Genomic DNA, 24,818 nt, shown 5'->3' on the forward strand with positions numbered 1-24,818 from the left:
TTTTATTTATGAGGAATTTTAGTACGCTCTTTGATTATTGCCTTCTTTCCAGTTTACAAAAGCTTTGTTTACTACTTTATTTCCTCCAGCAGTAGGATAATTTCCTGAAAAATACCAATCACCAGTATGATTAGGTGTAGCCAGATGAAGGTTATCTAAAGTCTGATAAATTAATTGTACTTCTGCATTTGTACCTTCGGGTGTGATAATTTCAGCTATTTTATCAGAAATTTCCTGTTGTTTAAACGGTTTATAAATTTCCTTTACGTGATTTACAATCTGATTTTTCGGCAGCAATAAAGAAGCTTTACATTTCTCGTAAACTTCTTCAATAATATGTTCCATCCCTCTTTCTTTCAATAATTGTATAGCGGCATCAAAAGCTACAAATTGTCCCATTTTAGACATATCAATCCCATAACAGTCAGGATATCTGATTTGTGGTGCAGAAGAAACAATAATTATTTTTTTAGGATGTAACCTATCTATAATTTTAATGATACTTTGTTTAAGGGTTGTACCTCTCACAATAGAATCATCTATGGCTACCAAAGTATCTACATGGTTTTCTATAATACCATAAGTGGTATCATATACGTGTGCCACCATTTCACTACGATCTGCATCTTGTGTAATAAAGGTGCGCAGCTTAACATCTTTAATCGCCAGTTTCTCAACTCTTGGTCTTAGCGATAGTAATTCATCCAGTTGCTCATCGTTTAAATTTTCTTTGTTTTTAATGAGCTTTTCTTTTTGGAGATTTCTGATGTATTCATTTACACCTTCTACCATACCGTAAAACGAAACTTCGGCAGTATTAGGAATAAAAGAGAATACTGTATTTTTAATATCGTGGTTAACTGCCTGTAAAACCTGCGGACAAAGTAACTGCCCTAATTTTTTACGTTCTTTATAAATATCGGCATCACTTCCTCTTGAAAAATAAATGCGTTCAAAAGAACAGGCTCTTTTTTCTACAGGATCGCGGTACATTTCCTGGCTTACTGTCCCGTCTTTCTTCACAATAAGCGCATGTCCGGGTTCTATTTCCCTTACATCTTTAATTGGTATGTTAAAAGCGGTTTGTATAGCCGGACGTTCTGATGCGGCCACTACAATCTCATCGTCTGCATAATAGAAGGCGGGTCTTACTCCAGCCGGATCACGCAGTATGAAAGCATCGCCATTACCTACAATACCACAAATGGTATATCCTCCATCCCAATTTTTAGCCGATCGGCGTAAGATATTAGCAATATTAAGGTTTTTAGAAATCTTTTGGGTAATTTCTACATTACTTAAGCCTTCTTTTTTATATTCATCAAAAAGTTCCTGATTTTCATCATCTAAAAAATGGCCGATCTTTTCTAATACGGTTACAGTATCAGCTTTTTCTTTAGGATGCTGACCCAGTTCGTAAAGCTGCTCTAACAACTCATCTACGTTGGTCATGTTAAAGTTACCAGCTATAACCAGGTTTCTGGTCATCCAGTTATTCTGACGTAAAAAAGGATGGCAGTTTTCAATACTGTTCTTTCCATGTGTACCATAACGCAAATGCCCCATTAAAACCTCGCCAACAAAGCTTACATTTTGTTTAAGGTATTCAGCATCTTTCATTAACTCAGGCGTTTCTTCTTGTATGTTTACAAATTTGTTTTGTACATAGCTGAAGATATCTGATACTGCATTTTGGGCCATTGAGCGGTAACGGCTAATGTAGCGGCTACCTGGCTTCATATCTAGTTTAATGGTAGCGATACCCGCGCCATCTTGTCCGCGGTTATGCTGTTTCTCCATTAAGAGATAAAGTTTATTCAGGCCGTAAAGTGTTGTACCGTATTTTTCCTGGTAATATGAGAGAGGTTTTAACAAGCGGATAAAGGCTATTCCGCATTCGTGTTTGATCTGATCGCTCATTGATTTGTATTGAAGCGCAAATTTACCCTTTTAAAAATTAAAAACCAGAAACAAGGATGATAAAAATTCAGCTTCACCATCATTTTTATGTTATATTTCTGGATCTTAAATATTTACCATTCCATTTTTAAAGATGTTACAGCCTGTTCTAAAAAAACAGCTGCATGTTGATCAAAGTTTTCGGTATCTCCAGATGTATAAAATAGTCGTTCCTGATTTTTAAACAATCCATTTTCTATTTCAGGATGTCTGTTTAGATAATCAAGGAGACTTTTGGCAACAATATCTGCCTGTGCTACTATCTTAATCTGGTTAGAGACATGTGCTGCTATCTTAGGAATCATTAATGGATAATGCGTACAAGCTAACAGCAACGTATCTATATCTTTAGATTGAACAAATAATTCATCTAAATATTTCTTTACAAAATAATCTGCGCCTTCATTTAAATGCTCGTTATTTTCTATCAAAGGTACCCATAAAGGACAGCTTTGCTGAAATACTTCAACATCCGAAAAAAAATGGCTGATCTCTATAGGATAAGAGTTTGAACGAACCGTTCCCCTGGTACCTAATATACCTACTTTTTGAGTTTGAGTAAAATTACCTATTATTTCGGCTGTAGGTCTAATTACACCCAAAACCCTGTAATCAGGGTATTTTTTAGGTAAAACCAATTGCTGTATATTTCTAAGTGCTTTTGCCGAAGCTGTGTTACAAGCCAATATAACCAGTTTGCAACCTTTACTAAATAGCCATTCTACACTTTGCAGTGTATAATGATAAACGGTTTCAAAGCTATGGTCTCCATAAGGAGAACGGGCATTATCACCTAAATAAATATAATTATAGTCTGGCAGGATTTCTATAATAGATTTAAGAACGGTTAGCCCACCGTAACCCGAATCAAAAACACCTATTGAAAATTCTCTTTCCATAAAAAAACGGAATTGAGCTATCTTCAATTCCGTTTTCAAATTTAGTAAAATCTGTTACTAATTTTTAGGTTTTGTAGCTCCTGCGGCAGGTTTATTTGCAGCTGGTGCCGGCGCTGTGGCAGAAATACCTAATTTTGATTTAATTTCTGCGGTAAGATCTTCTCCTCCATCAGAATAAATAATATTGTTGAAACCTTGAGAGGCAGCAATGTCAAATATATAAGCGAAACCTTTTTCTTTCGCTACAGCTTTAATCACGTTTCCTATTTTGGTATGCAAAGGTGAAAACAATTCTTGTTGTTTAGTTTCAATGTCTTTTTGAGCTTTTTCTCTTGCTGCCTGAATTCTGTTTTGCAAATCATTAAGCTCTTTACCCATTTTCTCTAATTCCTGGTTAACTTGCGCTTGGTTAGAAACACTTCTTGAATCTTCTTTGTCCTGAGCAGCTTTAAGCTTAGTCTGGTACTCGCCCATCATTTTATCGATCTCTTGCTGCTTAGTATTAGAAAGGTTATTAATTTCTGTAGCCGCTTTTGTCCAATCTCCCCAAACACTTAAAATCGCTTCAGAATTGATGTGCCCTAATTTTTGTTGTGCATTTGCCACACTTACGCTAAGCATCAAACCCGCCGTTACGCAAATTACGTTAATTAACTTTCTCATTTTTTCTTATTTTCCTAATTTAATTTTCTAAAATACTATTTTACTACAGTTCCAGGCTTAAAGCCTAATTTAACAATCACATCATTACTGATATCAAATGATGCACTTGCATAAATCATCATGGTAGATTCGCTGCTTTTATCAAAAACGAAATCAAGGTATTTGATTTTAGCAACTTCTCCTACAGCTTTCGCTACTTTTTCCTGAATAGGTTTTAAAAGCTTGGTACGCATTTGAAACAGATCTCCTTCCGGACCAAATTTTTGTCTTTGAATTTCTTTTGCTTTTTTCTCTTTCTCTATAATCTCATTCTCACGTCTTTTGCGCATATCATCTGTTAGCAGTACCTGGTCTGCTTGATATGCACGATACATTTTATCTACTTCTGCAAACAACTGATCTACATCTTTCTGGTATTGCTGCGACAATCCTTCTAACTGTGTTTGTGAGGATTTATAATCTGGTAAATGTTTTAAAATATACTCTGTATCTACATAGGCAAATTTTTGTGCCGATACAGTTAAACCACATAACAGAAATAAACAGGCTAAAACAATTTTTTTCATGTGTGTTATTTTTAGTTAAAACCGCCCAGTTGTTGTGCTATACTAAAGTGGAACTGTCCTTTGTTAGCATCTGGCAAACCCGGTATCTTATCAAAACCGTATCCATAATCAATACCCAACAATCCAAATATCGGCAAAAATATTTTAGCTCCAACACCTACAGAACGTCTAACGTTAAACGGATTGAAATCGCTAAATCTGTTCCAGGTATTTCCGGCCTCTGCAAATGCTGTTAAAAATGCCGTTGCCTGTTGCGAGTTGATAACCGGATGTCTTAACTCCATTACATATTTAGTAAAAATAGGGCTTCCCGAACTTTGTGCAATATTAGGATCTGCTCCAACCGGAATAACAGAGTTATTCGAATACCCACGCATCGCTATAATTTCTGATCCCTGTAAGAAGTCAAAACCTTGCATACCATCACCACCTAACTTAAAGCGTTCAAAAGCCGACTGACCTACCGCACTGTTATATGAACCTAAGAAACCAAATTGTGCCTGTCCTTTAAACACCAATTTACCCACTAAAGTTTCAAACCATTGTGCCTCAAATTTCCATTTATGGTATTCAGTAAACTTATAACGTTGTTTATCTGATGCTATTGCGTAGTTAACGTTATTCAACAATGAATATGGTGGGGTTGCCTGTACAGTAAATTTAATATAAGAACCTCCAGTAGGGAAAATATTATGATTTCTTGAATCACGACTGATCTCCTGTGTAAAGTTCAGGTTGTATGATGTACCGGTGCTAAACAAATACCCTGGATAGTTCTGTAATATATACTGGTTCAGGTTAACCGAATGTACTAAAGCAAACCAGTTATCAGGCCATTTTAATTTTCTACCTAAGCTCACCGAAACTCCATTTAAGCGTATTTTATAGAAACTCGCATTAGATGATGATAAACCATTTGATTGCAAAGACGTAAATGCACTTAAACCAAAACTAACTGGTTTTTTACCTCCAAACCAAGGTTCAGAGAACGAGAAACTGTATGACTGGTAGTATTTTCCGTTAGTTTGTCCGCGTAAGCTTAAACGTTGCCCATCTCCTTTAGGAAGTGGTCTATAAGCTTCACCTTTAAATAGGTTTCTCAATGAGAAGTTGTTAAAAGTTAAACCTAAGGTACCGATTACACGACCACCGCCAAAACCTCCTGATAACTCTATCTGGTCTGATGGTTTTTCTTCAACATGGTAAACAATATCTACTGTACCATCAGCCGGATTCGGTTTTGGAACTGGATTGGTTTTAGCCTCATCAAAGTTACCTAGCTGGCCAATTTCACGAACACTTCTGATCAAAAGGTCCTTGGAAAATTTCTCTCCTGGTTTGGTACGGATTTCTCTAATTACTACCCTATCGTTAGTAATGGTATTACCCTGTACAGAAATTCTGTTGTTGGTATATTGGGGGCCTTCATAGATACGCATTTCTATATCAATTGTATCTTTTCTGATCTTAGTTTGCACCGGATCTACATTAAAAGTCAGGTAACCGTCGTTTAGGTAAAGACTTGATACGTCATCACCGTTTGCGCTGCCACGAAGTTTCTTTTCTAATTTTTCTTCGCTAAATACTTCACCTTTTTCTATACCAAAAATCTTCTCTAATGCGCTGGTAGGGTACTTTGCGTTACCTATCCAGTTGATATTTCCGAAATAATATTTAGGTCCTTCGTATAAATCTATTTTGATACCCACAGTTTTATCATCGTATTTGTAAAGACTGTCTTTGATGATAGTAGCATCACGGTATCCTTTCTCATGCATTTTTGAGATCAGCTTAAGCTTATCTTCTTCGTATTTTTCTTTATTAAATTTACCACTGCCAAAAATCTTATAAAATGCCCGCTGTTTGGTCTTTTTAAGATATGATCTTAGTTTTCTTGATGAAAACTCCTTATTACCGGTAAATTCTATTTTTTGTACTTTAACCCGGCGCCCTTTGTTTACATCAACTACAAGTATAACGCTGTTTTCCTGATTTGGATCAGGCTTTTGTTTATAATCTACCGTGGTGTAGAAAAAACCTTTTTCGTACATGTACTTGGTTATAACAGATTTTGTAGTATTAAAAAGGTTATCGTTTATGATACTTTTACCTGCCTTATCTGCTAATTTTTCTGAGATATCATTCTTTTGAGATTTGGTTAAGCCCACAAATTCAAAACCGCTTAATCTAGGTTTCTCAACAACAGCTATGTTAAAATATACCGTATCGCCATTTACTTTATCTACATTTACCTCAATATCATCAAATAAACCCTGTACCCACAGGTTTTTAATGGCATTGGCAGTAGCCTCACCCGGCAACATTACGCTTTCTCCTTTAATAAGTTTGGATAATGTAATGATTACATCTTTATCCAGATATTTAGTCCCGGTTAAAGTTGTTCCCCCTATTATATATTCTCTCGGATTAAAATAATCTAAATCAGAGCCCTGTACCTTTAAAGAAGGCATAGTTTGCATATTTCTAATTTGCGCCATTGCAGGCAAACCAAAAAACACCAGAAAAATGAATTGATAAAAGATTCTCATTTATAATTTGTAATAGGTGGCTAAGTTAATTTAAAGTCATGTTAAAAAGTGTTAAAAGAAAAATTAGTTTAATTGCTCACTAATTTTGCCAAATCTGCGTTCTCTTTTCTGATAATCTACAATAGCCTCAAAAAGATGTTCGCGTCTGAAATCAGGCCAAAGCGTTTCAGTAAAATAAAGTTCTGTATATGCTAACTGCCATAACAGAAAATTACTTATCCTGTGTTCGCCACTGGTTCTGATCATTAATTCCGGATCTGGAATGTTATATGTAGTTAGTTGTGCGGCTAACTCCTGTTCGTTTATATCGTTCAGGTTTAATTCGCCGGCCTTAACTTTTGCTGCTATTTTTTTTGCAGCTTCAACAAGCTCCCATTTAGCGCTATAACTCAATGCCAGTGTAAGTGTACATTTATTGTTATTCTTCGTTTTTTGCATGGCATCATGCAAATCATCAATACACTTTTGCGGTAAAGAATTGATATCACCTATGGCATTAAGCCTGATATTATTTTTGTTCAGGGTTTCTGCTTCTTGGTTGATAGTTGAAATGAGTAATTCCATCAATGCATTTACTTCCTCAATTGGCCTGTTCCAGTTTTCTGTAGAAAACGCATACACTGTAAGATATTTAACGCCTACTTCTATACATCCTTCTACAATATCTTTTACGGATAAAACACCACTCTCGTGTCCAAATACTCTAAATTTTCCTTTATTTTTTGCCCATCGTCCATTTCCATCCATTATAATGGCAATGTGTTGTGGCAATTTGGTTAAATCAATTTGTTCTTTAAAGCTCATGTATTATTTAGCGATCCTATTAACTTAGAAGCACTTTTGGCTCACAAAGGTATAAGTTATGCCAATACCAACAAATAGATAAGTATCTCTTTTTCTAAAATCTCCACGCTGTGTATTAGGCTTTCCGATATAAATTCCTGTATTTTCGCCAGATCTGTCTGAAAAAACTTTTTGCAGGTGCGATATATTGCTGTCTTTGCTTAACTGCGAGGGGTCAGGGTAATATCCGCTTACATCATCCAGATAATCGGTATAGGCATTTCTATACCCGAGGCTTGCTGTAGTGCTCCAGTTGCCTGCTATATTGTACTTTACACCAACTCCATAAGGAATGGCCAATGCGTAATTCTCATACATTTTGTCCTGCCCTTCTGTTAAATAATATCTCAATTCGTAGGTTTTATCCATATACCTGGTTTTGGGATTAAATAGTGCCATACCTACACCGGCATATAAATAAGGTGTTACTTTATGGCGTCCTCCTTCAAGAATATAGTCTAAAAAATTAAAATCAACCATCAAGGCAAATTCTGTTAAAGGTGTATAGAAATTCAGGTTACGATCTCTGAATTGTTGATTTTTAGAGCTTGCGTCATCTCCTTTTATTTTTGAAGTAGTAACATATAGACCTAAAGACCAATAAGGATTAAAATTATTTTTGATAAAACCACCTGCTGCAAAGCCACTTATTTTTAAAGGATTATCGGGATTTAAATCTCCCATATACCCTGCGCCACCACCAAAACCACCAATTTCTAAAGTCTGGGCGAAACCTACGGTTTTAATAGTTAATAAAAATAAGAAAATGATTAAAGCCTTTTTTAGCATGCTAATAATTTCGCGTATCTATACCCCAAAGCAATTTATTCCTTAACGTAGTTAAAAAGGTTTCATTATTTAATCGGACTAAATTTATGTGAAAATTAGCTTTACTGATGTTTATTTCAATTTTGCGGTCAACCGTTTCGGTCCTTGAATCGCAGGTTAAAAGAAATTTCGTACTTCTGGCTTCTACCTGAAAAGTAAGTCGCACATCATCGGGTACAATAACAGGTCTTACATTTAAGTTGTGCGGAGCTACAGGGGTAATGACAAAGTTTTGTGCACTGGGTAAAATGATAGGTCCTCCGCAGCTTAAAGAATAAGCTGTAGACCCTGTTGGCGTTGCTATGATTAACCCATCTGCCCAATAAGAGTTTACAAACTCCCCATTCATATAAGCATGAATGATCATCATGGCTGAATCATCTCTGCGATGAATGGTAATATCATTTAAAGCAAAATTCTCTTTTCCAAATAAATTATTAGGCGATTCGAGGTTTAATATACTGCGTTTATCTAAAGTATATTCACCGTTTACAAGTGCTCTGATGGCTGCTTTAATATCAGCTTTATTGATACTCGCCAGAAAGCCTAAACGTCCAAAGTTTATTCCTATTACAGGAATTTTGGAATCTCTTATCAACGTTAAAGTATCTAACAAAGTGCCATCGCCTCCTAAACTTAACAATACATCTGTACTGTTTAACAATTGAGTATGTTCCTGAAAAGTTTCTGTATCTGTTGGGAGTTGTACTTTTTGGTGTATGAAATTGAAAAACTTTTGAAAAACCGTGATCTTTATATTGTACTCGGCCAAGCTATCAAATATCTCCTGTACATAAGGTAGTACATTGTCATTAAAATCTCTACCGTAAATAGCTATTTTCATAGGTTATACATTTAAATAGTTCATAAAGGACTGGTATCTGTCCCATGAACCATCATCATAAGCGGTATTGTTAAATACGGCTCTTATTTCGTAATCATATCGTTCAAAAGAAGCTATAATAGCAGAAAGATCTGTTTTATTTATCTTTAAAGTAACTTCTAAACGTGTAGAATCTGGAAAAGACCTTATATATGATGAAAGTATTTGTGCGTTATCTGATTCTACAATCTGAGCCATGTGTGCCAAAGAGTTGTTTCTGTTGCTTATGGATAAAGCAATAATACCTCCCGGTTCATCTACAGAAAAGATAGAAGCTGTATAATTGATCAGGCTATTGATTGATATAAGTCCTAAATAATTATTCTTTTGATTTAAAACAGGCATTATTGATAGCCGCAGCTGATGAAATAACTTTATAACATCATATATATGAGAATTATCAAATACAAAAGGATTAATAAGTGATAATGATAATGCACCTATTGGTGTTTGCTGATCTCTTACCTCTATCAGTTCTTCTTCTGATACAAGACCCAAAAACTGAGCTTCGTTTACAATTGGAAGATGAAAAATTTTGAACTCACTCATTCTCTCCAAAGCTTTCTGAGCCGTATCAGAGGTCCTTAGCGGAGGTATAATATCCGAAATGAGTTCTATAGCAAACATTATTTCAATAATACGCGTTTTAAAAACTTATCCAAATAAGCGTTAAATTCTTCGGGATGTTCCATCATTGGAACGTGCCCGCATTTATCTATCCAGTTAAGTTCAGAATTAGGCAGGCATTCATGAAACTCAGTAGCAACCTCAGGTGGAGTAATTTTATCCTGTTTACCCCAAATCAAAGATACCGGGATGGTTATTTTTGTAAGCTCTTTAGACATATTATGTCTGATAGCCGATTTAGCCATAGCTAAAATCCTGATGACTTTTGCCCTATCGTTAATGGTAGCAAAAACTTCATCTACCAGTTCTTTAGTAGCAATAGCCGGATCATAAAAGGTAAAAGCAACTTTCTCACGCACATAGTCATAGCTCTCCCTTCTCGGAAAAGAACCTCCAAAAGCATTCTCATATAAACCCGAACTTCCAGTTAACACAAGTGCTTTTACATATTCTTGATGATTGACTGTAAAAACCAGTCCTACGTGCCCGCCTAAAGAGTTACCTACTAAAACAGCTTGGTTTATTTTTTTAAATTTCAAAAATTTAAGTAAATATTTAGAAAGTGCTTTTACACCCAGCGTAAGTATAGGTAAATCATAAATGGGCAAAATTGGTACAATAACCTTGTAATTCTGCTTAAAGTGGCTTATTGTATATTCCCAATTGCTTAACTCTCCCATTAAGCCATGAAGTAACACCAGCGGATCGCCCTCACCTGTCTCAATGTATTTAAAACCATCTTCTTGTATTACTTCGTATGTCATAAAATTTGCGTTATATAAATTTGGTATGTGTCACTAAGTTAACAATATTCGGATAGAGTAATTTAAATTTATTACAATTATAATTTATTCTTTAAGAATACAAAATATTAAGACAATCTGCTTTTTACAATTTCTCCAATCAGTTTGCCTTCTGCTTTACCGGCCAGCTCTTTGTTAGCAAGTCCCATAACTTTACCCATATCTTTTATATTTGTTGCTCCTGTTTGGATAATGATTTTCTGTATAATCTCCTCAATATCTGATCTTTCAAGCTGCTTAGGCAAATATTGACTGATTACCTCTATTTCTTCCTGTTCTACCTGAAGCAGGTCTTCTCTACCCTGATTTTTATAAATATCTGCTGATTCTTTGCGTTGCTTTACCAGCTTCTGTAGAATTTTAATTTCGGCATCTTCTGTCAGGTCTTCTGCTCCTCCTTTTTCTGTTTTTGCCAATAAGATTGCCGCTTTAATAGCTCTTAATCCCCTTAATTTAACCTGGTCTTTGGCTAACATGGCCTGTTTTATTTCCTGATCTATATTTTCTGAAATCATTTTTCTGTTGTTTAATTTCTATTTACAATTGAACCATTAGCCTGTGCGGTAGGCATAATTAACATATCATTAATATTTACATGTGGGGGTCTGCTAACCACAAACCAGATTGCATCTGCTATATCCTGTGCAATTAAAGGTTCTAAACCGTCATAAACTTTTTTTGCCCGGCCAGTATCCCCTTTAAATCTTACAATTGAGAATTCTGTTTCTACCATACCCGGATTAATTGCCGTAACTTTAATACCATGTGGTAATAAATCTATACGCATACCCTTGTTTAGCGCATCTACCGCGTGTTTAGTTGCGCAATAAACATTACCATTGGCATATACCTCTTTTCCTGCTATAGACCCAATGTTAATGATATGGCCTTTTTTTCGTTCAACCATCCATCCCGAAACTGCCTTGGTAACGTATAGTAAACCTTTAATATTGGTATCTATCATCGTGTCCCAGTCATCGGGATTACCTTTATCAATAGGTTCTAATCCTTGGCTTAAACCTGCATTGTTTACCAGCACATCAACTTCTTTCCAATGTGCAGGTAATGTTTCCAATACATAAGCGATATTCTCTTTATCTCTTACATCGGCCTGTATCTTTTTAACCTCGATCTGGTGTTTTTGTTTCAGGTTTTCAGCTAATTTCTCAAGCAATTGCTCTCTTCTGGCAATTAAAATTAAATGATATCCCTGTTCTGCAAATGTATGTGCACAGGCTTCGCCTATACCTGAAGTTGCACCGGTAATTAATGCAATTTTAGCCATTACTCTAAGATTTTTAATGCAAAAATAAAGTTTTTATCAGAAGGTCTTTACTCGAAAAACAAACTAAATGTAAAATTGCGTAATATGGCTTTCTCTATTGGGGTTGCATAAGGTGTATTTTCTCTTTTCATTACATTTCCAATGGAATGAGAAATCTTTATCTCGGGCGACATCTTAAAATATTCAAAATAGAGATCGAAACCGATACCTGCTTCATAAGAAAAGAATGCTTTCTTATTCTTAAGGAACTTATCTATAGCTGCAAAATCTTCATCTTTGTATTTTTTACCCGATGCTAAATCCATAGAGTATTTACCTCCACCAAAAAAGTAGGCTCTGAAATTATTTTGCCTGTTCGATTTTACTTTAAACAATAAAGGCAGATCTAACATAGTTGACTGCACTTTTTGCTGTTTTTCTGAAAATGCTACGTTATTAACAGGGGGTGTTTCATATTTATAATCAACAAGCCTGTCGTTAAAAACGATTGAAGGTGTAAACCTTAGATCTGTATTTTTGCTTACATTACGATTTAACACAAAACCTATCCCAAATCCGGCAGATAAAGGAGAAGATATAGAATTTAAAGGATCTGTTACCGGAATCCCCCCTTGTTCTGCATCTCTAAAAGGTGCTCTCCAGTTAGGCGTTTTTATAATCTTGAATTCGGAAGCAACATATTGGAAAGTAAAGCCCCAGTTAAAATCTTCATCATCTATCCCTCCACCCCAGTTTTGCGCCTTAACATGGAGGCTAAAACAAGATAATAATAGAAACAGGGTTAAGAGTTTTCTCATTTAATACCGGTATAAATGGCACTTATACCAAACGTTAAAGAACGGTGTTTGGTATTTTTATAACCTACTTTTTGCATCAGATCTGTAAAACGCTTTCCATCAGGAAAAGCTACAACCGATTCTTGTAAATAGGAATAGGCTTTTTTATCCTTTGAAAACAAACCTCCAAAAAACGGAGTAATATATTTAAAATAGATGTGATAAGCCTGTTTTATGGGAAATGCCGTAGGGTTTGAAAATTCTAAGATAACCACTTTACCTCCGGGTTTCAATACCCTTAACATATCCGTTAATCCTTTTTCAAGGTTTTCATAATTTCTAACACCAAAAGCAACTGTAATGGCATCAAAAGTATGGTCTTCAAAATGCAGGCCTTCAGAATCTCCCAACTGTACTTCAAACACCTCTCCTAAACTCCTTTCCGCTATTTTTTGCTTAGCCACTTCCAACATTCCTTCAGAAATATCCACGCCCGTAATTTTATGGGGTTTAAGAATCTTAATAGCCTCAAAAGCAAAATCTCCAGTACCTGTAGCTACGTCTAAAATATGCTGTGGTTTATCTTTTAAAAGTTCTTTGATTGCTTTTTTACGCCATATAATATCAATACCTAAAGAGAGAAAATGGTTTAAAAAGTCATAGGTCTTTGAAATGTTATTGAACATGCTTGCAACCTGCTTTTTCTTAGTATCGTTACTTGCGTAGGGGGTGATTTCTGAATTCATAATATGCTGCAAAGATAGAAAAGAATGATCTATTTTTTTGTGAAATGATGAAGTAGCGTATGCATCTTAAGCGCTTTATCTGACTTCACCAACTAAATTACTACCTTTGCCCTATGCTTATTAAATCAGCAACATTTGTTGTCAGTAACACTAAAATTTCGGCTTTGCCTGCTCCAGATATGCCCGAATATGCTTTTATTGGGCGTTCAAACGTAGGTAAATCTTCATTGATCAATATGCTGGTTAGCCAGAAAGGGTTGGCTAAGACCTCTCAAAGACCAGGTAAAACCCAGTTGATCAATCATTTTTTAATTAACAGCAACTGGTATATTGTAGATTTACCAGGCTATGGTTATGCAAAAGTTTCCAAATCGAGCAGAGAGAAATGGGAAAAATTTATTAGAAACTACTTAACCAAAAGAGAAAATCTGCAATGTGTTTTTGTGCTGGTAGACAGCAGGCTTGAGCCTCAGCAAATAGACCTTGATTTTTGCTGCTGGCTGGGCGAATGTGGTATTCCTTTTGTGATTGTTTATACAAAAGCAGATAAGCAGTCTATCAATAAGTCAAAACAAAATATGGCTGCTTTTAACAAAGCACTGAAACGCTGGTTTGAAGAAGTACCTGCTTCTTTTTTAACCTCATCTGAAAATGGATTGGGCAAGAATGATATCTTAACTTTTGTAGAGGAGGTAAACAGTAATTTTGTATTACCTGATGTAGCGGCTAAAAACCCAGAAACTGAATAATTTTAAAAATCTGAATGAACATGAAGAAGTATTTTTCATTGGTATTATTTGCGCATTCTATTTTTGCTTTACCTTTTGCCATGATCGGTTTTTTTTTGGGCGTAAACAGTACCGAAAAGCCTTTTAATTGGCTGTTATTTATAGCTGTAATTTTATGTATGGTATTTGCACGGAACGCAGCAATGGCATTTAATCGTTATTTAGACCGTAGCATTGATGCCAAAAACCCACGTACGGTCACTCGTGACATACCTGCCGGAAGGATTAGCGCAAAAGAAGCGCTGATTTTTGTAATTGTGAATTGTGTTCTGTTTATCACCGCTACATGGTTTATCAATCCTTTATGCTTTTATCTTTCTCCGGTTGCTTTGTTTGTAGTACTTTTTTATAGTTACACTAAGCGTTTTACTGCTTTATGCCATTTAGTTCTGGGAGTTGGTTTAGGCCTTGCGCCTATAGGCGCTTATATTGCTGTAACCGGTCATTTCAATATCGTTCCTGTACTTTATGCTTTTGCTGTGTTATTCTGGGTTAGCGGTTTTGATATTATTTATGCTTTACAGGATGAAGAGTTTGACCGAGGTGAAAAACTACATTCCATACCTGCCGCATTAGGCAGAAAAAATGCCCTGCGCTTATCTGAATTTCTGCACTTGCTTTCGGCAACCTGCGTTATATTACCTTTAGCTTTTTATAGCTTTGGCTGGCCTTATTACATCGGTATTGCTTTCTTCTGCTTTATGCTCATTTATCAACATCTACTGGTTAAACCTACCGACATCAGCAAAGTAAATAAAGCATTTGCCACTACAAATGGTTATGCTTCTCTGGTTTTCGCCATCTGTTTTTTAACTGATGCTTATTTAAGAACGCATTAAACAGGCAATCTGTTCAGTTCTATATCATCAGGCGACACAAAAATCAAAGGCACTTTTTCTACTTCAACATAACTGGAATCAAGACCAAAACTTGATACTTCTGATAAAGCAAAACGTTTAAGTATAAAATAGTAATCCATAATGCTTCTCTCATAAAAGCTCAGATTGGTAAATTTACTTAAGTGTTTTTCTAAAAGCACGAACCTGAAATCACCTGCTATTTTATGTTTATTTAAAGAAGTGTATTGACTGGTAATATCTACCTCATTATTTTTTACCAGTTCTTCAATTACTTTACGGTATAACAGATTTACGCGTTGCTCTATTCTAAAACCTAATTTAAAATCTATTCTGATTAGTTTACCAGGTATCAAGAACTCAACCTTATAATCCATGGTATAAGGCTCGTCCATTACGTCAACGTGTACCAGCCAGTAAATATCTGCCCTTTTAGGTTCTTTCTGAATAATGGAATAAATAATCTTAGATTCAATCTCTGTTTTAAAATTAGCACTGGTTAAGTACACCAATTGCGAAGAGTATTTAGGTACACTCTCGTCAACGCTTAACTCTTTAATAATATCAAAATAATCTTCTATCTCTACATATTTAACAAATCTGTTTTTGATTTTCCTTGAACTGTACCAAGTCCACATTACACTTAACAGAACCGAACTGATTAGAAGTGTTACCCAGCCTCCATGTACAAATTTAGACATGTTACCAATTAAGAAAGCAATTTCGATCACACCATAAATCAGTACAAAAAGAACAATAAGATATTTTGGGAATTTCTTTCTCAGCATAAATACGGTAACCAGAATGGTGGTCATTAGAAAGGTAAGGTTAATAGCTAAACCGTATGCCCCTTCCATATTATCTGAAGTTTTAAATACACTTACCACAATTAAACAGCCCACAAATAAGATCCAGTTAATAGAAGGAACATATAATTGTCCCTTTTGAATGCTTGGATAATTAATCCTTACTTTTGGCCAAAGGTTTAAACGCACTGCCTCAGAGATAAGAGTAAAAGAACCCGATATCATAGCTTGAGATGCGATTACTGCTGCCGTTGTTGCCAAAGCAACCATATAAACCACTAAACTTTCCGGAACGAGTTCAAAAAATGGGTTTACCACATGTGGATCATAATTAGGGTTTTTCAATACCCATACACCTTGTCCTAAATAGTTAAAAATAAGCATAAGCTTTACAAAAGTCCAGCTTACTCTTATATTATCTTTACCACAGTGACCTAAATCAGAATAAAGTGCTTCGGCCCCTGTTGTACAAAGGAAAACACCACCTAAAATTGCTAAAGCACCCGGATTTGTAACCAATAGATGTACTGCGTAATAGGGGTTAAGTGCTTTAAAAATACTTGGATCGTGTATTACCTGTGCTAAACCTGCCACACCCAATGTGGCAAACCAGACAAACATAATCGGGCCAAAAAACTTGCCAACCAGATTGGTGCCAAATTGCTGTATGATAAACAGCACTGTAACAATGGCCAGTACAATAGGCAATACCTGTACATGCGGGAATTTTACTTTTAACCCCTCAATGGCTGAAGTTACAGTAATACTTGGAGTGATAATTCCGTCGGCAAGCATGGCAGCTCCTCCAATAATTGCAGGAATAACCAGCCATTTTGCTCTTTTACGTACCAATGAGTACAAAGAAAAAATCCCTCCCTCTCCTTTATTGTCGGCACGGAGCGTAATTAATACATATTTTATGGTAGTTTGCAGTGTTAAAGTCCATATGATGCAAGATAAAGCACCTAATACCAACTCGGGATTAATGTAATTACCAGCCGCATGTGTAGTTTCTGAGACCTCTTTTGCTGTTTTAAAAATGGCTTTTAATGTATATAACGGAGACGTTCCTATATCACCGAAAACAATACCTAAACTAACTAAAACACCTCCGGCAGTAAGTTTATTTACGTTACTAAATTTTGACACTTCTGTTTCTTTAATTTTGCCACAAAATTATGAAAATATAATTCACTTTATCTTCTGCATAACATAAACATTGTTCTGTATTAAAAGTTTACAATATCAGAAACTTAAACAAGGCTGTTAAATTTTGTTAAAATGCTTTCAAATACGTTTCACGCTTGATAATTTCAATATTTTTTTTATATTTTTGTTGCCATAGATCGATGAGAAACTACTTAGAAATAGCGCTCAAAAATAAAGTCATTTACCTTTCGGTATTGCTGGTGAGTTTTGCTTTTACTGTTTTTGGTCAAAAAGTAGACTCGTCATCAATAAAAAACGGTTTCAAAAATTTTATTCCCAAAGCCCCTCAGATTAAGGCAAACATTACTCCATATAAACCTAAAGCTTATATGGGTGCATTAGCCGCCGGTAAAGAAACAAACCTTATCTCAGCTTCAACTGGCAAAAGTGGCAAAACGCTAACTGTATTAAAAATCTATCCTAACCCGGTAGTTGATCAGTTGAATGTTAATCTAAGACTGGACAGGGAGGTTAATCTTTCTATCAAGATTACTGATTTATTGGGCAATGACGTGGTAACATTGGCCAATGAAAAAGCTCCGCATGGTGAGCAGACCAAAACTTATACCTTGCCAAACAAATTAAATCCCGGCATCTATTTTCTTAAGATCATAGCAGGAGGCGAACCTGTAATAAAACGTATTTCTGTACTCTAAATATTTTTTCTTTACTACTTTTGTTTATGAAAATTATTGCAATAGGCAGAAATTATGCCGCTCACGCCAAAGAATTAAACAACGAAATACCAACCAAACCTGTTATATTTCTAAAACCTGATACAGCGGTACTTAAAGATAATAAGCCTTTTTACATGCCCGATTTTTCTTCAGATATTCATTATGAATTAGAAATTGTGCTCAAAGTATGCAAAGAAGGCAAACATATTGCCGAGAAATTTGCATCGGGTTACTATGATGAAATTGGATTAGGAATAGATTTTACCGCTCGTGATATACAAACCGAGCATAAACAAAAAGGATTACCCTGGGAATTGGCCAAAGCTTTTGACCATTCGGCAGTAATCAGTAATTTTTTACCTAAAAATGAGTTTAAAGATTTATATAATTTAAATTTTGAGCTGGATATCAATGGTGAAAAAAGACAAAAAGGACACACAGCTAATTTGTTGTTCTCTTTCGAAAAGATAATTGCTTTTGTATCTCAATATATCACCTTAAAAAAAGGAGATCTGATTTTTACAGGAACACCAGAGGGTGTAGGGCAAATTAACATCGGCGATCATTTAACGGCTCATTTAGAAGGCACCGAATTACTTAATTTCCATATCAAATAAAAAATGCATCATAGCCGTTTATACAAATTCAATATATACACTGGCTTATTACTGTTTTCAATTACTTGTTTAAACATGAGCTTAAGTAGGGCTCAACAAGTTTTCAGTAATAATAAATACCCTTTAACAGATTTCAGATATCCGCTTGATATTGTACCCCCTGCACTTGCCGGCTCATTTGGCGAACTAAGAGCCAATCACTTTCACTCGGGCATTGATTTCAGGACCAACCAACGTACAGGCTACCCTGTTTATGCTACTGCCGATGGATATATTTCAAGGCTGCGGGTACAAAACAGCGGTTTTGGTCTGGCACTTTATATTACGCATCCTAACGGTTATACATCTGTTTATGGCCATTTATCAAGATTTAATCCTAAAATAGCCCAGATTGTAAAACAGTTACAATACGTAAAGAAATCATATGAAATTGATGAATTTCCTAATGCAGACCTGATTCAGGTACGTAAAGGCGAGGTAATTGCCTATTCTGGTAATACGGGCAGTTCAGGTGGTCCTCATTTACATTTTGAATTACGTGACAGCAAAACTGAAGCTACGATTAATCCTCAGTTGTTAGGTATTGATATACCTGACCATATCCCTCCGGTTATCCATGCCATGTATGTTTACCGCTTAAATGGTCAGGCTTTTAATGAATTTACACCTAAACAATATTTCCAGATTGCAGGTGTGAACGGAACGTACACGCTTAACAAGGTTAATACCATAAATTTAGGAGGAGAAGTGGGTTTTGGTATTGTAGTTAACGACAGGCATGATGGTGCATCAGGTAATAATGGGGTATATAGCATTGAATTGTTCGTAGATGATATCGCAGTTTATACTTCCGCTTTGGAGCGTTTCAGCTTTGAGAACAGCAGGGCTATCAATGCGCACATAGATTATGCTACCGCACAGAAAACCAAACAAAATATCCAGAAGAGCTTTGTTGATCCGGGCAACCCTTTAAAAATTTATTATAATTTGGTAAATAATGGTAGAATTGACTTTACAGATGAAAAATTACACAAAGTAAAATATGTAATTACGGATGCAAAGGGAAATAAAAGCACACTTTCCTTTAACGTACAAGCCAATAATAAGGCAACAATACCTACACCTAAAGCTGGCGATGGCATTTTATTTCCTTATGGGCAGGTAAATGAATATACCGCTGAGGATGTTAAAATTGTATTACCTAAAGGCACTTTATATAACGATCTAAATTTTGTTTATAAGAAACATAACCGTCCGCAGGGCAATGCTTTTTCGGCTATGCACCAAGTACAAAACGCCTTAACACCCTTACATACAGGATTTGATATCTGGATTAGACCAGACAGTTCTTTGAGCAAGTATCAGAATAAAGCATTAATTGTAAACAGTAACCATGTTTCGCAAGGGGGCTTTTTTGAAAATGGCTGGGTTAAAGCAAGCCTAAGAACTTTTGGAAATTTCTTTATTGCCATAGATACCATTGCGCCTAATATTGTGCCGGTTAATATTACAAACGGTAAAAATATGGCTGGCATAGCCAAAATGAGTTTCAGGATCAGTGATAATCTTTCAGGGATAAAAAGCTTTAATGGTTATATCGATGGGAAATGGATCTTAATGGAATTTGATACTAAAACAGCAAATCTGTGGCATTCTTTTGATGAAAATACCAAGCCAGGAAAACATAGTTTTGAGCTGATTGTTGTTGATATGAAGGATAACGTAAAGCGTTATGCAATTGATTTTTATAGATAAAGCGAAATAAAATGAACGAGTTAAAAATAGGCGATAAAGCGCCATCATTTACAGCAAAAGACCAGGATGGTAACACCATTACGCTTGACCAATTTAAAGGCAAGAAAGTGATCTTATATTTTTATCCTAAAGATGATACCCCAGGTTGTACAACAGAAGCTTGCGATTTTAGAGATAATTACCAAAGTTTAAAGGCCAAGGGTATGGAAGTTTTAGGTGTAAGTGTTGACGATGAAAAATCTCACCAGAAGTTTATCAGTAAACACAACCTACCTTTTACCTTACTGGCCGATACTGATAAACAAATTGTTGAAGCATACGGCGTATGGGGAGAAAAAAATATGTATGGCAAGAAATACATGGGCACAAACCGTAAAACATTCATTATTGATGAAAATGGGAATATTGCCCATATCATCAATAAGGTAGATACCAAGAACGCTTCGCAACAGGTTTTAGAGGCTCTTGCCTAAAAATAAAAATACTGCCCTGAACAGGGCAGTATTTTTATTTAAATGATTTCTAAGAGCTATTTAGAATCAAGTGAGGGTGCACCTGTATGCTTTATTAACGCAACAGGGGTAATTTTAATAATCTTAAATTCTGTACGACGATTTAACTGATGCTCAGCTTCCGTACATTTAATTCCATCTGCACATTGGTTAACTAATTGGGTCTTACCTTTTCCTATAGGTTTTAGCCTTTGTGCATTTATCCCTTTTCCAATCAGGTAATTCATAGCGCTGGCTGCTCTTTTTTCAGAAAGTTTCTGATTGTAGGCTGCTGTTCCTCTTGCATCTGTGTGAGCTACCAGTTCCAGATTGATCTGAGGCATACTGTTCATAAACTGATCTACTTTATTTAGTTCTGCCTCTGCGTCTTTTCTAATATTCCATTTATTAAAATCGTAATAAATGTTATTAAGGGTAATGGTATAAGCATTCTTAGACTTCTCCAATTCAAACTTAATTTCAAAGACCGTAGATTGCTTAATGCCTTTTGTAGAAATATCACCTCTTTGAGAAGTAAAATATTTATCTGAGTTACCACTTAACACATAATCCATTTCTTTATCAAGCCTGAAACTAAATTTGCCTTGATCATCAGAAAAAACGCTGGTTTCCTCACCGTTATTTTTATTACGAAGAATAATCTGTAACCCCATAATAGGAGCATTACTGCCTTTCTCAACCGCAATACCCTGGACCACATAAATATTTTCGAGAGGTTTTTCTTCAACTTTGATTCCTAATTTAAAGCTATAAATATCATCCATTCCAATTCCTCCTGCTCTATTACTTGATAAGTAACCAGTTAAGTTATCCTCATTAAATACAATCCCGAAATCATCTTTAGGCGAGTTAAGCGGAGCTCTCAGATTTTCTACCTTAGAAAAATTGTTTTTAGAGCCCTCGGCAGAAAAGATGTCTAATCCACCCATACCTATATGCCCTTTTGAAGCAAAATAAAATTTCCCGTCTTTTCTTACCGATGGGAAAACATCATCTTCAGGAGTATTGATCTCATTTCCACAATTTACTGGTACAGACCAGGTACCATTAGCCTGTTTTTCTACATAATAAATATCCATTCCACCATAACCTCCAGGCATATCAGATACAAAATACAGGATCCTGCCATCGGGTGATAAAGCTGGATGCTGGACAGAGAATTTGCCATCGCTATTAAACGGAAGTCTATCTTTAACTACCCAATCGCCATTTTGCTTCACTGCTATCAATAGATATTGACGCCCCGGATTATTACTGTTATTTTTATTTTTAAAAGGTACTGAACGGGTAAAAATCATTGTATCTGCTGCTGCATTAACAACAGCTGGACCCGTGTGGAAACCACTGTTTATTCTTTTGTTTAAAGCCTCTACCTGCTTGTTTTCACCATGCAAGGCATATAGTTTTAAATAAGGATTACCTGTCCACCCATATATTTTTTCCCCCTTAGTATCTTTTTGCCAGCGATCCGAGACCAATAAAAGGTCTTTACCTGCCCACATCGGACTGAAATCTGAATTTTCAGAGTTCAATGCTTTTTCATTTTTAATACTGGCTCCAACATCAGGGTTTTCTGTCCAGAATTTGGCTGTGCGACAAATCTCTGCCTGTTGCTGTGCTTCTGTATTTACACTTTGATCTCTTTCTCCCCAAGTAAGGTAGTTACGCTCTGCTTCTTCAAACTTGCCATTTTGTTTAAGTACATCGGCCAAATATTTATAATTATAAGCAGGAGCATCTGAATATTGCAATGCTTTTTTGTACCAGGTTTCAGCTTTTTCGGTGTTATTGATAAATCTGTAACAATTAGCAATCTTTTCGGCTACTTCCATACTTGGGCTGCTCTGCATTACTTTTTCATAAATTTCTAAGGCAAACTTATAATCGAGAGACTTATAGAGTTTATCCGCATCCTTAATATCGTCTGAAAACAACAACGAAGGCATGAGATAAACCAGTAAGAAAGCAAAAAAGAAACGTATAAATTTTCTTAGTGACATAGGATGGGTTTAAAAATAACGCGGAGAGGTTAAAGCGTTGTATTTTTCTTTTTTACCTATAGTAAGCCCTACTGAAATCTCATGACTACCACCAGTATAACCATTTAATTTAGAAAGACTATAATCAAATGCGTAGCCAACACGTACGCTTTTAGCAATAAAAACTTCAACCAATCCTATCAGCGAATTTTGTTGAAATGTTTGATTTATATCCTGGTTATTTTTCAACATATCAACACCCATACGGTATGAAGCACCTAACCATAAAGTTTCCTTGATCAGAAAAGAAATATTGGTATCAAAATTACCATAACCATCAGGGTCTTGACGCAACATTAAGGAAGGCTTAAACTTCAGGTCTTCGTTTACATTTAATAAGCCTCCAACCGTTAAAAAGAAGTTTGTAGGCGGCAATATTACATACTTGGCTTTCTCTTTATTTTTATTAAGTACTTTGGTTAAGGCATTGTTAGCAGATGCACCTGCATAAAAATGATCGTTATTAAAATAAATCCCGAAACGTGCATCTGGAGAGAAATAAGTCTGTTGCCCTGAAAAATTACGGTCACTTCCATCTCCAATCACCGCATTATTTCCATTTAGCATAAATTGTATAGCCCCCAAACCTAAACCAAAGCTCAATCTCGAATTTTCTCCAACAGGCAATCTGTAAGCATAGTTTGCCATAAAAGAGGTCTGTCCCTGTATGCCTACCTTATCATTCATTACAGATAAGCCCAAACCTACATTTTTGTTGTTAAAAAAAGCCCCGTCTATAATAAAAGACTGAGTAGTTGGTGCATCTTTTATCCCCACCCATTGATTGCGGTTCAATAATGTAATATTGACATTCTCTTTATATCCTGCATAAGCTGGATTAATCAACAGGTTATTAAACATGTACTGGCTATAAATCACCTCATGTTGCGCATGAACAAGGCCTGCACTTAAACAAAGAAGCAATAGAAAGATCATTTTCTTCATAGCACTATTTTTTAACAACAGTTACAGTTCCTTTGTACATCTTATCTTCACCGTTAATGCCAACTCTTAAAATATAGATATATGTTCCTGCACTTACATTTGAAGCATCCCATGCTGATACATTTTGGTAGTTAACTTTTTTGTAAACAAGATTTCCAGATCGGTCAAATATTTTCAGATCATTATCTGGATACAGATCTATGTTCTTAATTTCCCATCTTTCGTTTATCCCATCGCCATCAGGTGAAAAAGCATTATAAAGTTCTATGGAATTTAAAGTTGCAGAAAAAGCAAAAGGCATTTCTTTATTGTTCGATGCCATTAATTTATAAACGGCCGCAGCATTTAACTGTGGTAATAAAGCTGCCACATCTTTTCTAAATACAGCCGGAGCAATATCCCAGATGTTCTGATCGGCCCAGCTAACCAGATTATTAAACTGGTCTGCTTCAGTACCTGCATAAAACAACAGGTCAGCAGGGCTTTTACCCTCAATCTGAATAATTTTATGGTAAAAATTATCATTTATACTTCCTATTCCTGATTTTTTAACCATTCTGCTATACCCATCATCGCTTGGATCTTTGTCTATAAATGAAGCACCATAAGTATTTACTGCCGCATCTTTAGGTGTGATAACCACCGGCCTTTTTAAATTAAGTTTATCTGAACCAAAAGGGAAAATATACGTTCCGGCTTGCCCCGTTTTGCGGAATAAAAAGCTTCCTTTCTGAGTATAAAAAAAGCCTTTATTATACATTAATGCCTGTATATCAGGGTTAAATATGCTCAGATTATAACCATTTGTTCTGATCTCGGTATCTCCAATGCTGATATTATCGCCTACTTCTATATGGTTATTCAGATCAAAAACCCCATCTCCCGTAAAACTTAACTTAGGAAAGAAAGTAACCTTTTTCCCATCTAAAATTCCTTTTCCGCCTGTAAACCTTACTAAACCAACAGAACCATTATCCAGTAGCTTTGAACCTGTATTGTTTACCCATTTATTTTCAACAACAATTTCTCCGTTGTTGATCAACGTTCCATTATTATGGGTATAAGATTCATTTACATAAAATAAGCCCTGCTTTTCTATACTAATTGTAGTTCCTGTATTGGTAACCTGTGCATAAGCAGAGTTAACCAAGAGATGCAATACTATTATGATAAGTTTTTTTTTCAT

24 protein-coding genes are annotated in these 24,818 nt (G+C 35.6%); 6 read left to right on the plus strand and 18 right to left on the minus strand.

The window, feature by feature from the left end; genetic code table 11:
- Nucleotides 1-18: 18 nt before the first annotated feature.
- The 14 genes from ACLHG9_RS00440 to ubiE all read right to left on the minus strand — a co-directional run bounded on the left by ACLHG9_RS00440 (nucleotide 19) and on the right by ubiE (nucleotide 13,427).
- Entirely contained in the window at nucleotides 19-1,920 is a 1,902-nt protein-coding gene (locus tag ACLHG9_RS00440) for a class II glutamine amidotransferase (protein WP_410219644.1), read from the minus strand.
- Between the two features lie 113 nt (nucleotides 1,921-2,033).
- On the minus strand, nucleotides 2,034-2,858 hold the full coding sequence (gene murI, locus ACLHG9_RS00445; RefSeq protein WP_410219645.1) for a glutamate racemase: 825 nt from the start codon (nucleotides 2,856-2,858) through the stop codon (nucleotides 2,034-2,036).
- Nucleotides 2,859-2,915: 57 nt separating this feature from the next.
- The gene (locus ACLHG9_RS00450) at nucleotides 2,916-3,521 is read right to left on the minus strand and encodes an OmpH family outer membrane protein (protein ID WP_410219646.1); all 606 of its coding nucleotides are present in this window, start codon (nucleotides 3,519-3,521) and stop codon (nucleotides 2,916-2,918) included.
- 35 nt (nucleotides 3,522-3,556) lie between these two features.
- Nucleotides 3,557-4,087: an OmpH family outer membrane protein gene (locus ACLHG9_RS00455; protein ID WP_410219647.1), complete on the minus strand. Its 531-nt coding sequence runs from the start codon at nucleotides 4,085-4,087 to the stop codon at nucleotides 3,557-3,559.
- Nucleotides 4,088-4,098: 11 nt separating this feature from the next.
- Nucleotides 4,099-6,636: an outer membrane protein assembly factor BamA gene (bamA, locus tag ACLHG9_RS00460; protein ID WP_410219648.1), complete on the minus strand. Its 2,538-nt coding sequence runs from the start codon at nucleotides 6,634-6,636 to the stop codon at nucleotides 4,099-4,101.
- Between the two features lie 63 nt (nucleotides 6,637-6,699).
- Nucleotides 6,700-7,440 (minus strand): isoprenyl transferase, encoded by a 741-nt coding sequence (locus tag ACLHG9_RS00465; protein ID WP_410219649.1) that lies wholly within the window; start codon nucleotides 7,438-7,440, stop codon nucleotides 6,700-6,702.
- A gap of 24 nt (nucleotides 7,441-7,464) precedes the next feature.
- On the minus strand, nucleotides 7,465-8,268 hold the full coding sequence (locus ACLHG9_RS00470) for a DUF6089 family protein (RefSeq protein WP_410219650.1): 804 nt from the start codon (nucleotides 8,266-8,268) through the stop codon (nucleotides 7,465-7,467).
- Nucleotide 8,269: 1 nt separating this feature from the next.
- On the minus strand, nucleotides 8,270-9,151 hold the full coding sequence (locus ACLHG9_RS00475) for an NAD kinase (protein ID WP_410219651.1): 882 nt from the start codon (nucleotides 9,149-9,151) through the stop codon (nucleotides 8,270-8,272).
- A 3-nt stretch (nucleotides 9,152-9,154) separates the two neighbouring features.
- The gene (locus tag ACLHG9_RS00480) at nucleotides 9,155-9,817 is read right to left on the minus strand and encodes a CBS domain-containing protein (RefSeq protein WP_410219652.1); all 663 of its coding nucleotides are present in this window, start codon (nucleotides 9,815-9,817) and stop codon (nucleotides 9,155-9,157) included.
- A complete protein-coding gene (locus ACLHG9_RS00485) occupies nucleotides 9,817-10,581 on the minus strand; it encodes an alpha/beta fold hydrolase (protein ID WP_410219653.1) in 765 nt (254 codons plus the stop codon). Before ACLHG9_RS00485 ends, ACLHG9_RS00480 begins: the two co-directional genes overlap by 1 nt.
- Before the next feature lie 107 nt (nucleotides 10,582-10,688).
- A complete protein-coding gene (locus ACLHG9_RS00490) occupies nucleotides 10,689-11,135 on the minus strand; it encodes a GatB/YqeY domain-containing protein (RefSeq protein ID WP_410219654.1) in 447 nt (148 codons plus the stop codon).
- A gap of 11 nt (nucleotides 11,136-11,146) precedes the next feature.
- Nucleotides 11,147-11,905, minus strand: a complete 759-nt coding sequence (locus ACLHG9_RS00495) for an SDR family NAD(P)-dependent oxidoreductase (protein WP_410219655.1) — start codon at nucleotides 11,903-11,905, stop codon at nucleotides 11,147-11,149.
- A gap of 47 nt (nucleotides 11,906-11,952) precedes the next feature.
- A complete protein-coding gene (locus tag ACLHG9_RS00500) occupies nucleotides 11,953-12,702 on the minus strand; it encodes an outer membrane beta-barrel protein (protein ID WP_410219656.1) in 750 nt (249 codons plus the stop codon).
- Nucleotides 12,699-13,427 (minus strand): bifunctional demethylmenaquinone methyltransferase/2-methoxy-6-polyprenyl-1,4-benzoquinol methylase UbiE, encoded by a 729-nt coding sequence (gene ubiE / locus ACLHG9_RS00505; protein WP_410219657.1) that lies wholly within the window; start codon nucleotides 13,425-13,427, stop codon nucleotides 12,699-12,701. The genes ACLHG9_RS00500 and ubiE overlap by 4 nt, the downstream gene beginning before the upstream one ends.
- 113 nt (nucleotides 13,428-13,540) lie before the next feature.
- Between ubiE and yihA the strand changes: the two genes are divergently transcribed.
- Both yihA and ACLHG9_RS00515 read left to right on the plus strand, forming a co-directional pair.
- Complete coding sequence (gene yihA / locus ACLHG9_RS00510) at nucleotides 13,541-14,176, plus strand: ribosome biogenesis GTP-binding protein YihA/YsxC (protein WP_410219658.1); 636 nt, start codon at nucleotides 13,541-13,543, stop codon at nucleotides 14,174-14,176.
- 20 nt (nucleotides 14,177-14,196) lie between these two features.
- A complete protein-coding gene (locus tag ACLHG9_RS00515; RefSeq protein ID WP_410219659.1) occupies nucleotides 14,197-15,054 on the plus strand; it encodes a UbiA-like polyprenyltransferase in 858 nt (285 codons plus the stop codon).
- On the opposite strand, the gene ACLHG9_RS00520 is transcribed toward ACLHG9_RS00515, so the two are convergent.
- Entirely contained in the window at nucleotides 15,051-17,027 is a 1,977-nt protein-coding gene (locus ACLHG9_RS00520) for a KUP/HAK/KT family potassium transporter (RefSeq protein ID WP_410219660.1), read from the minus strand. The two genes, ACLHG9_RS00515 and ACLHG9_RS00520, sit on opposite strands and share 4 nt — an antisense overlap.
- Before the next feature lie 200 nt (nucleotides 17,028-17,227).
- On the opposite strand from ACLHG9_RS00520, the gene ACLHG9_RS00525 reads away from it, so the two are divergent.
- From ACLHG9_RS00525 to bcp, 4 genes are all read left to right on the plus strand, one after another.
- A complete protein-coding gene (locus ACLHG9_RS00525) occupies nucleotides 17,228-17,743 on the plus strand; it encodes a T9SS type A sorting domain-containing protein (RefSeq protein ID WP_410219661.1) in 516 nt (171 codons plus the stop codon).
- A 26-nt stretch (nucleotides 17,744-17,769) separates the two neighbouring features.
- Entirely contained in the window at nucleotides 17,770-18,381 is a 612-nt protein-coding gene (locus ACLHG9_RS00530) for a fumarylacetoacetate hydrolase family protein (protein WP_410219662.1), read from the plus strand.
- Nucleotides 18,382-18,456: 75 nt separating this feature from the next.
- A complete protein-coding gene (locus ACLHG9_RS00535) occupies nucleotides 18,457-20,136 on the plus strand; it encodes a M23 family metallopeptidase (RefSeq protein WP_410219663.1) in 1,680 nt (559 codons plus the stop codon).
- Nucleotides 20,137-20,147: 11 nt separating this feature from the next.
- On the plus strand, nucleotides 20,148-20,609 hold the full coding sequence (gene bcp, locus ACLHG9_RS00540; RefSeq protein ID WP_410219664.1) for a thioredoxin-dependent thiol peroxidase: 462 nt from the start codon (nucleotides 20,148-20,150) through the stop codon (nucleotides 20,607-20,609).
- A gap of 56 nt (nucleotides 20,610-20,665) precedes the next feature.
- Here the strand turns inward: bcp and ACLHG9_RS00545 are convergent, their stop codons facing one another.
- Genes ACLHG9_RS00545 through ACLHG9_RS00555 form a run of 3 tightly spaced genes read right to left on the minus strand, consistent with a single transcriptional unit; the run spans nucleotide 20,666 to nucleotide 24,818 of the window.
- Nucleotides 20,666-22,648 (minus strand): OmpA family protein, encoded by a 1,983-nt coding sequence (locus ACLHG9_RS00545; protein WP_410219665.1) that lies wholly within the window; start codon nucleotides 22,646-22,648, stop codon nucleotides 20,666-20,668.
- 9 nt (nucleotides 22,649-22,657) lie between these two features.
- Nucleotides 22,658-23,632 carry a type IX secretion system membrane protein PorP/SprF gene (locus tag ACLHG9_RS00550; protein WP_410219666.1) on the minus strand — a complete coding sequence of 325 codons (975 nt, stop codon included), beginning with the start codon at nucleotides 23,630-23,632 and terminating at the stop codon, nucleotides 22,658-22,660.
- 4 nt (nucleotides 23,633-23,636) lie between these two features.
- Nucleotides 23,637-24,818 (minus strand): gliding motility-associated C-terminal domain-containing protein, encoded by a 1,182-nt coding sequence (locus ACLHG9_RS00555; protein WP_410219667.1) that lies wholly within the window; start codon nucleotides 24,816-24,818, stop codon nucleotides 23,637-23,639.

Origin of the sequence: Pedobacter sp. (genome assembly GCF_046462515.1) — a bacterium.
Lineage (GTDB): Bacteria > Bacteroidota > Bacteroidia > Sphingobacteriales > Sphingobacteriaceae > Pedobacter.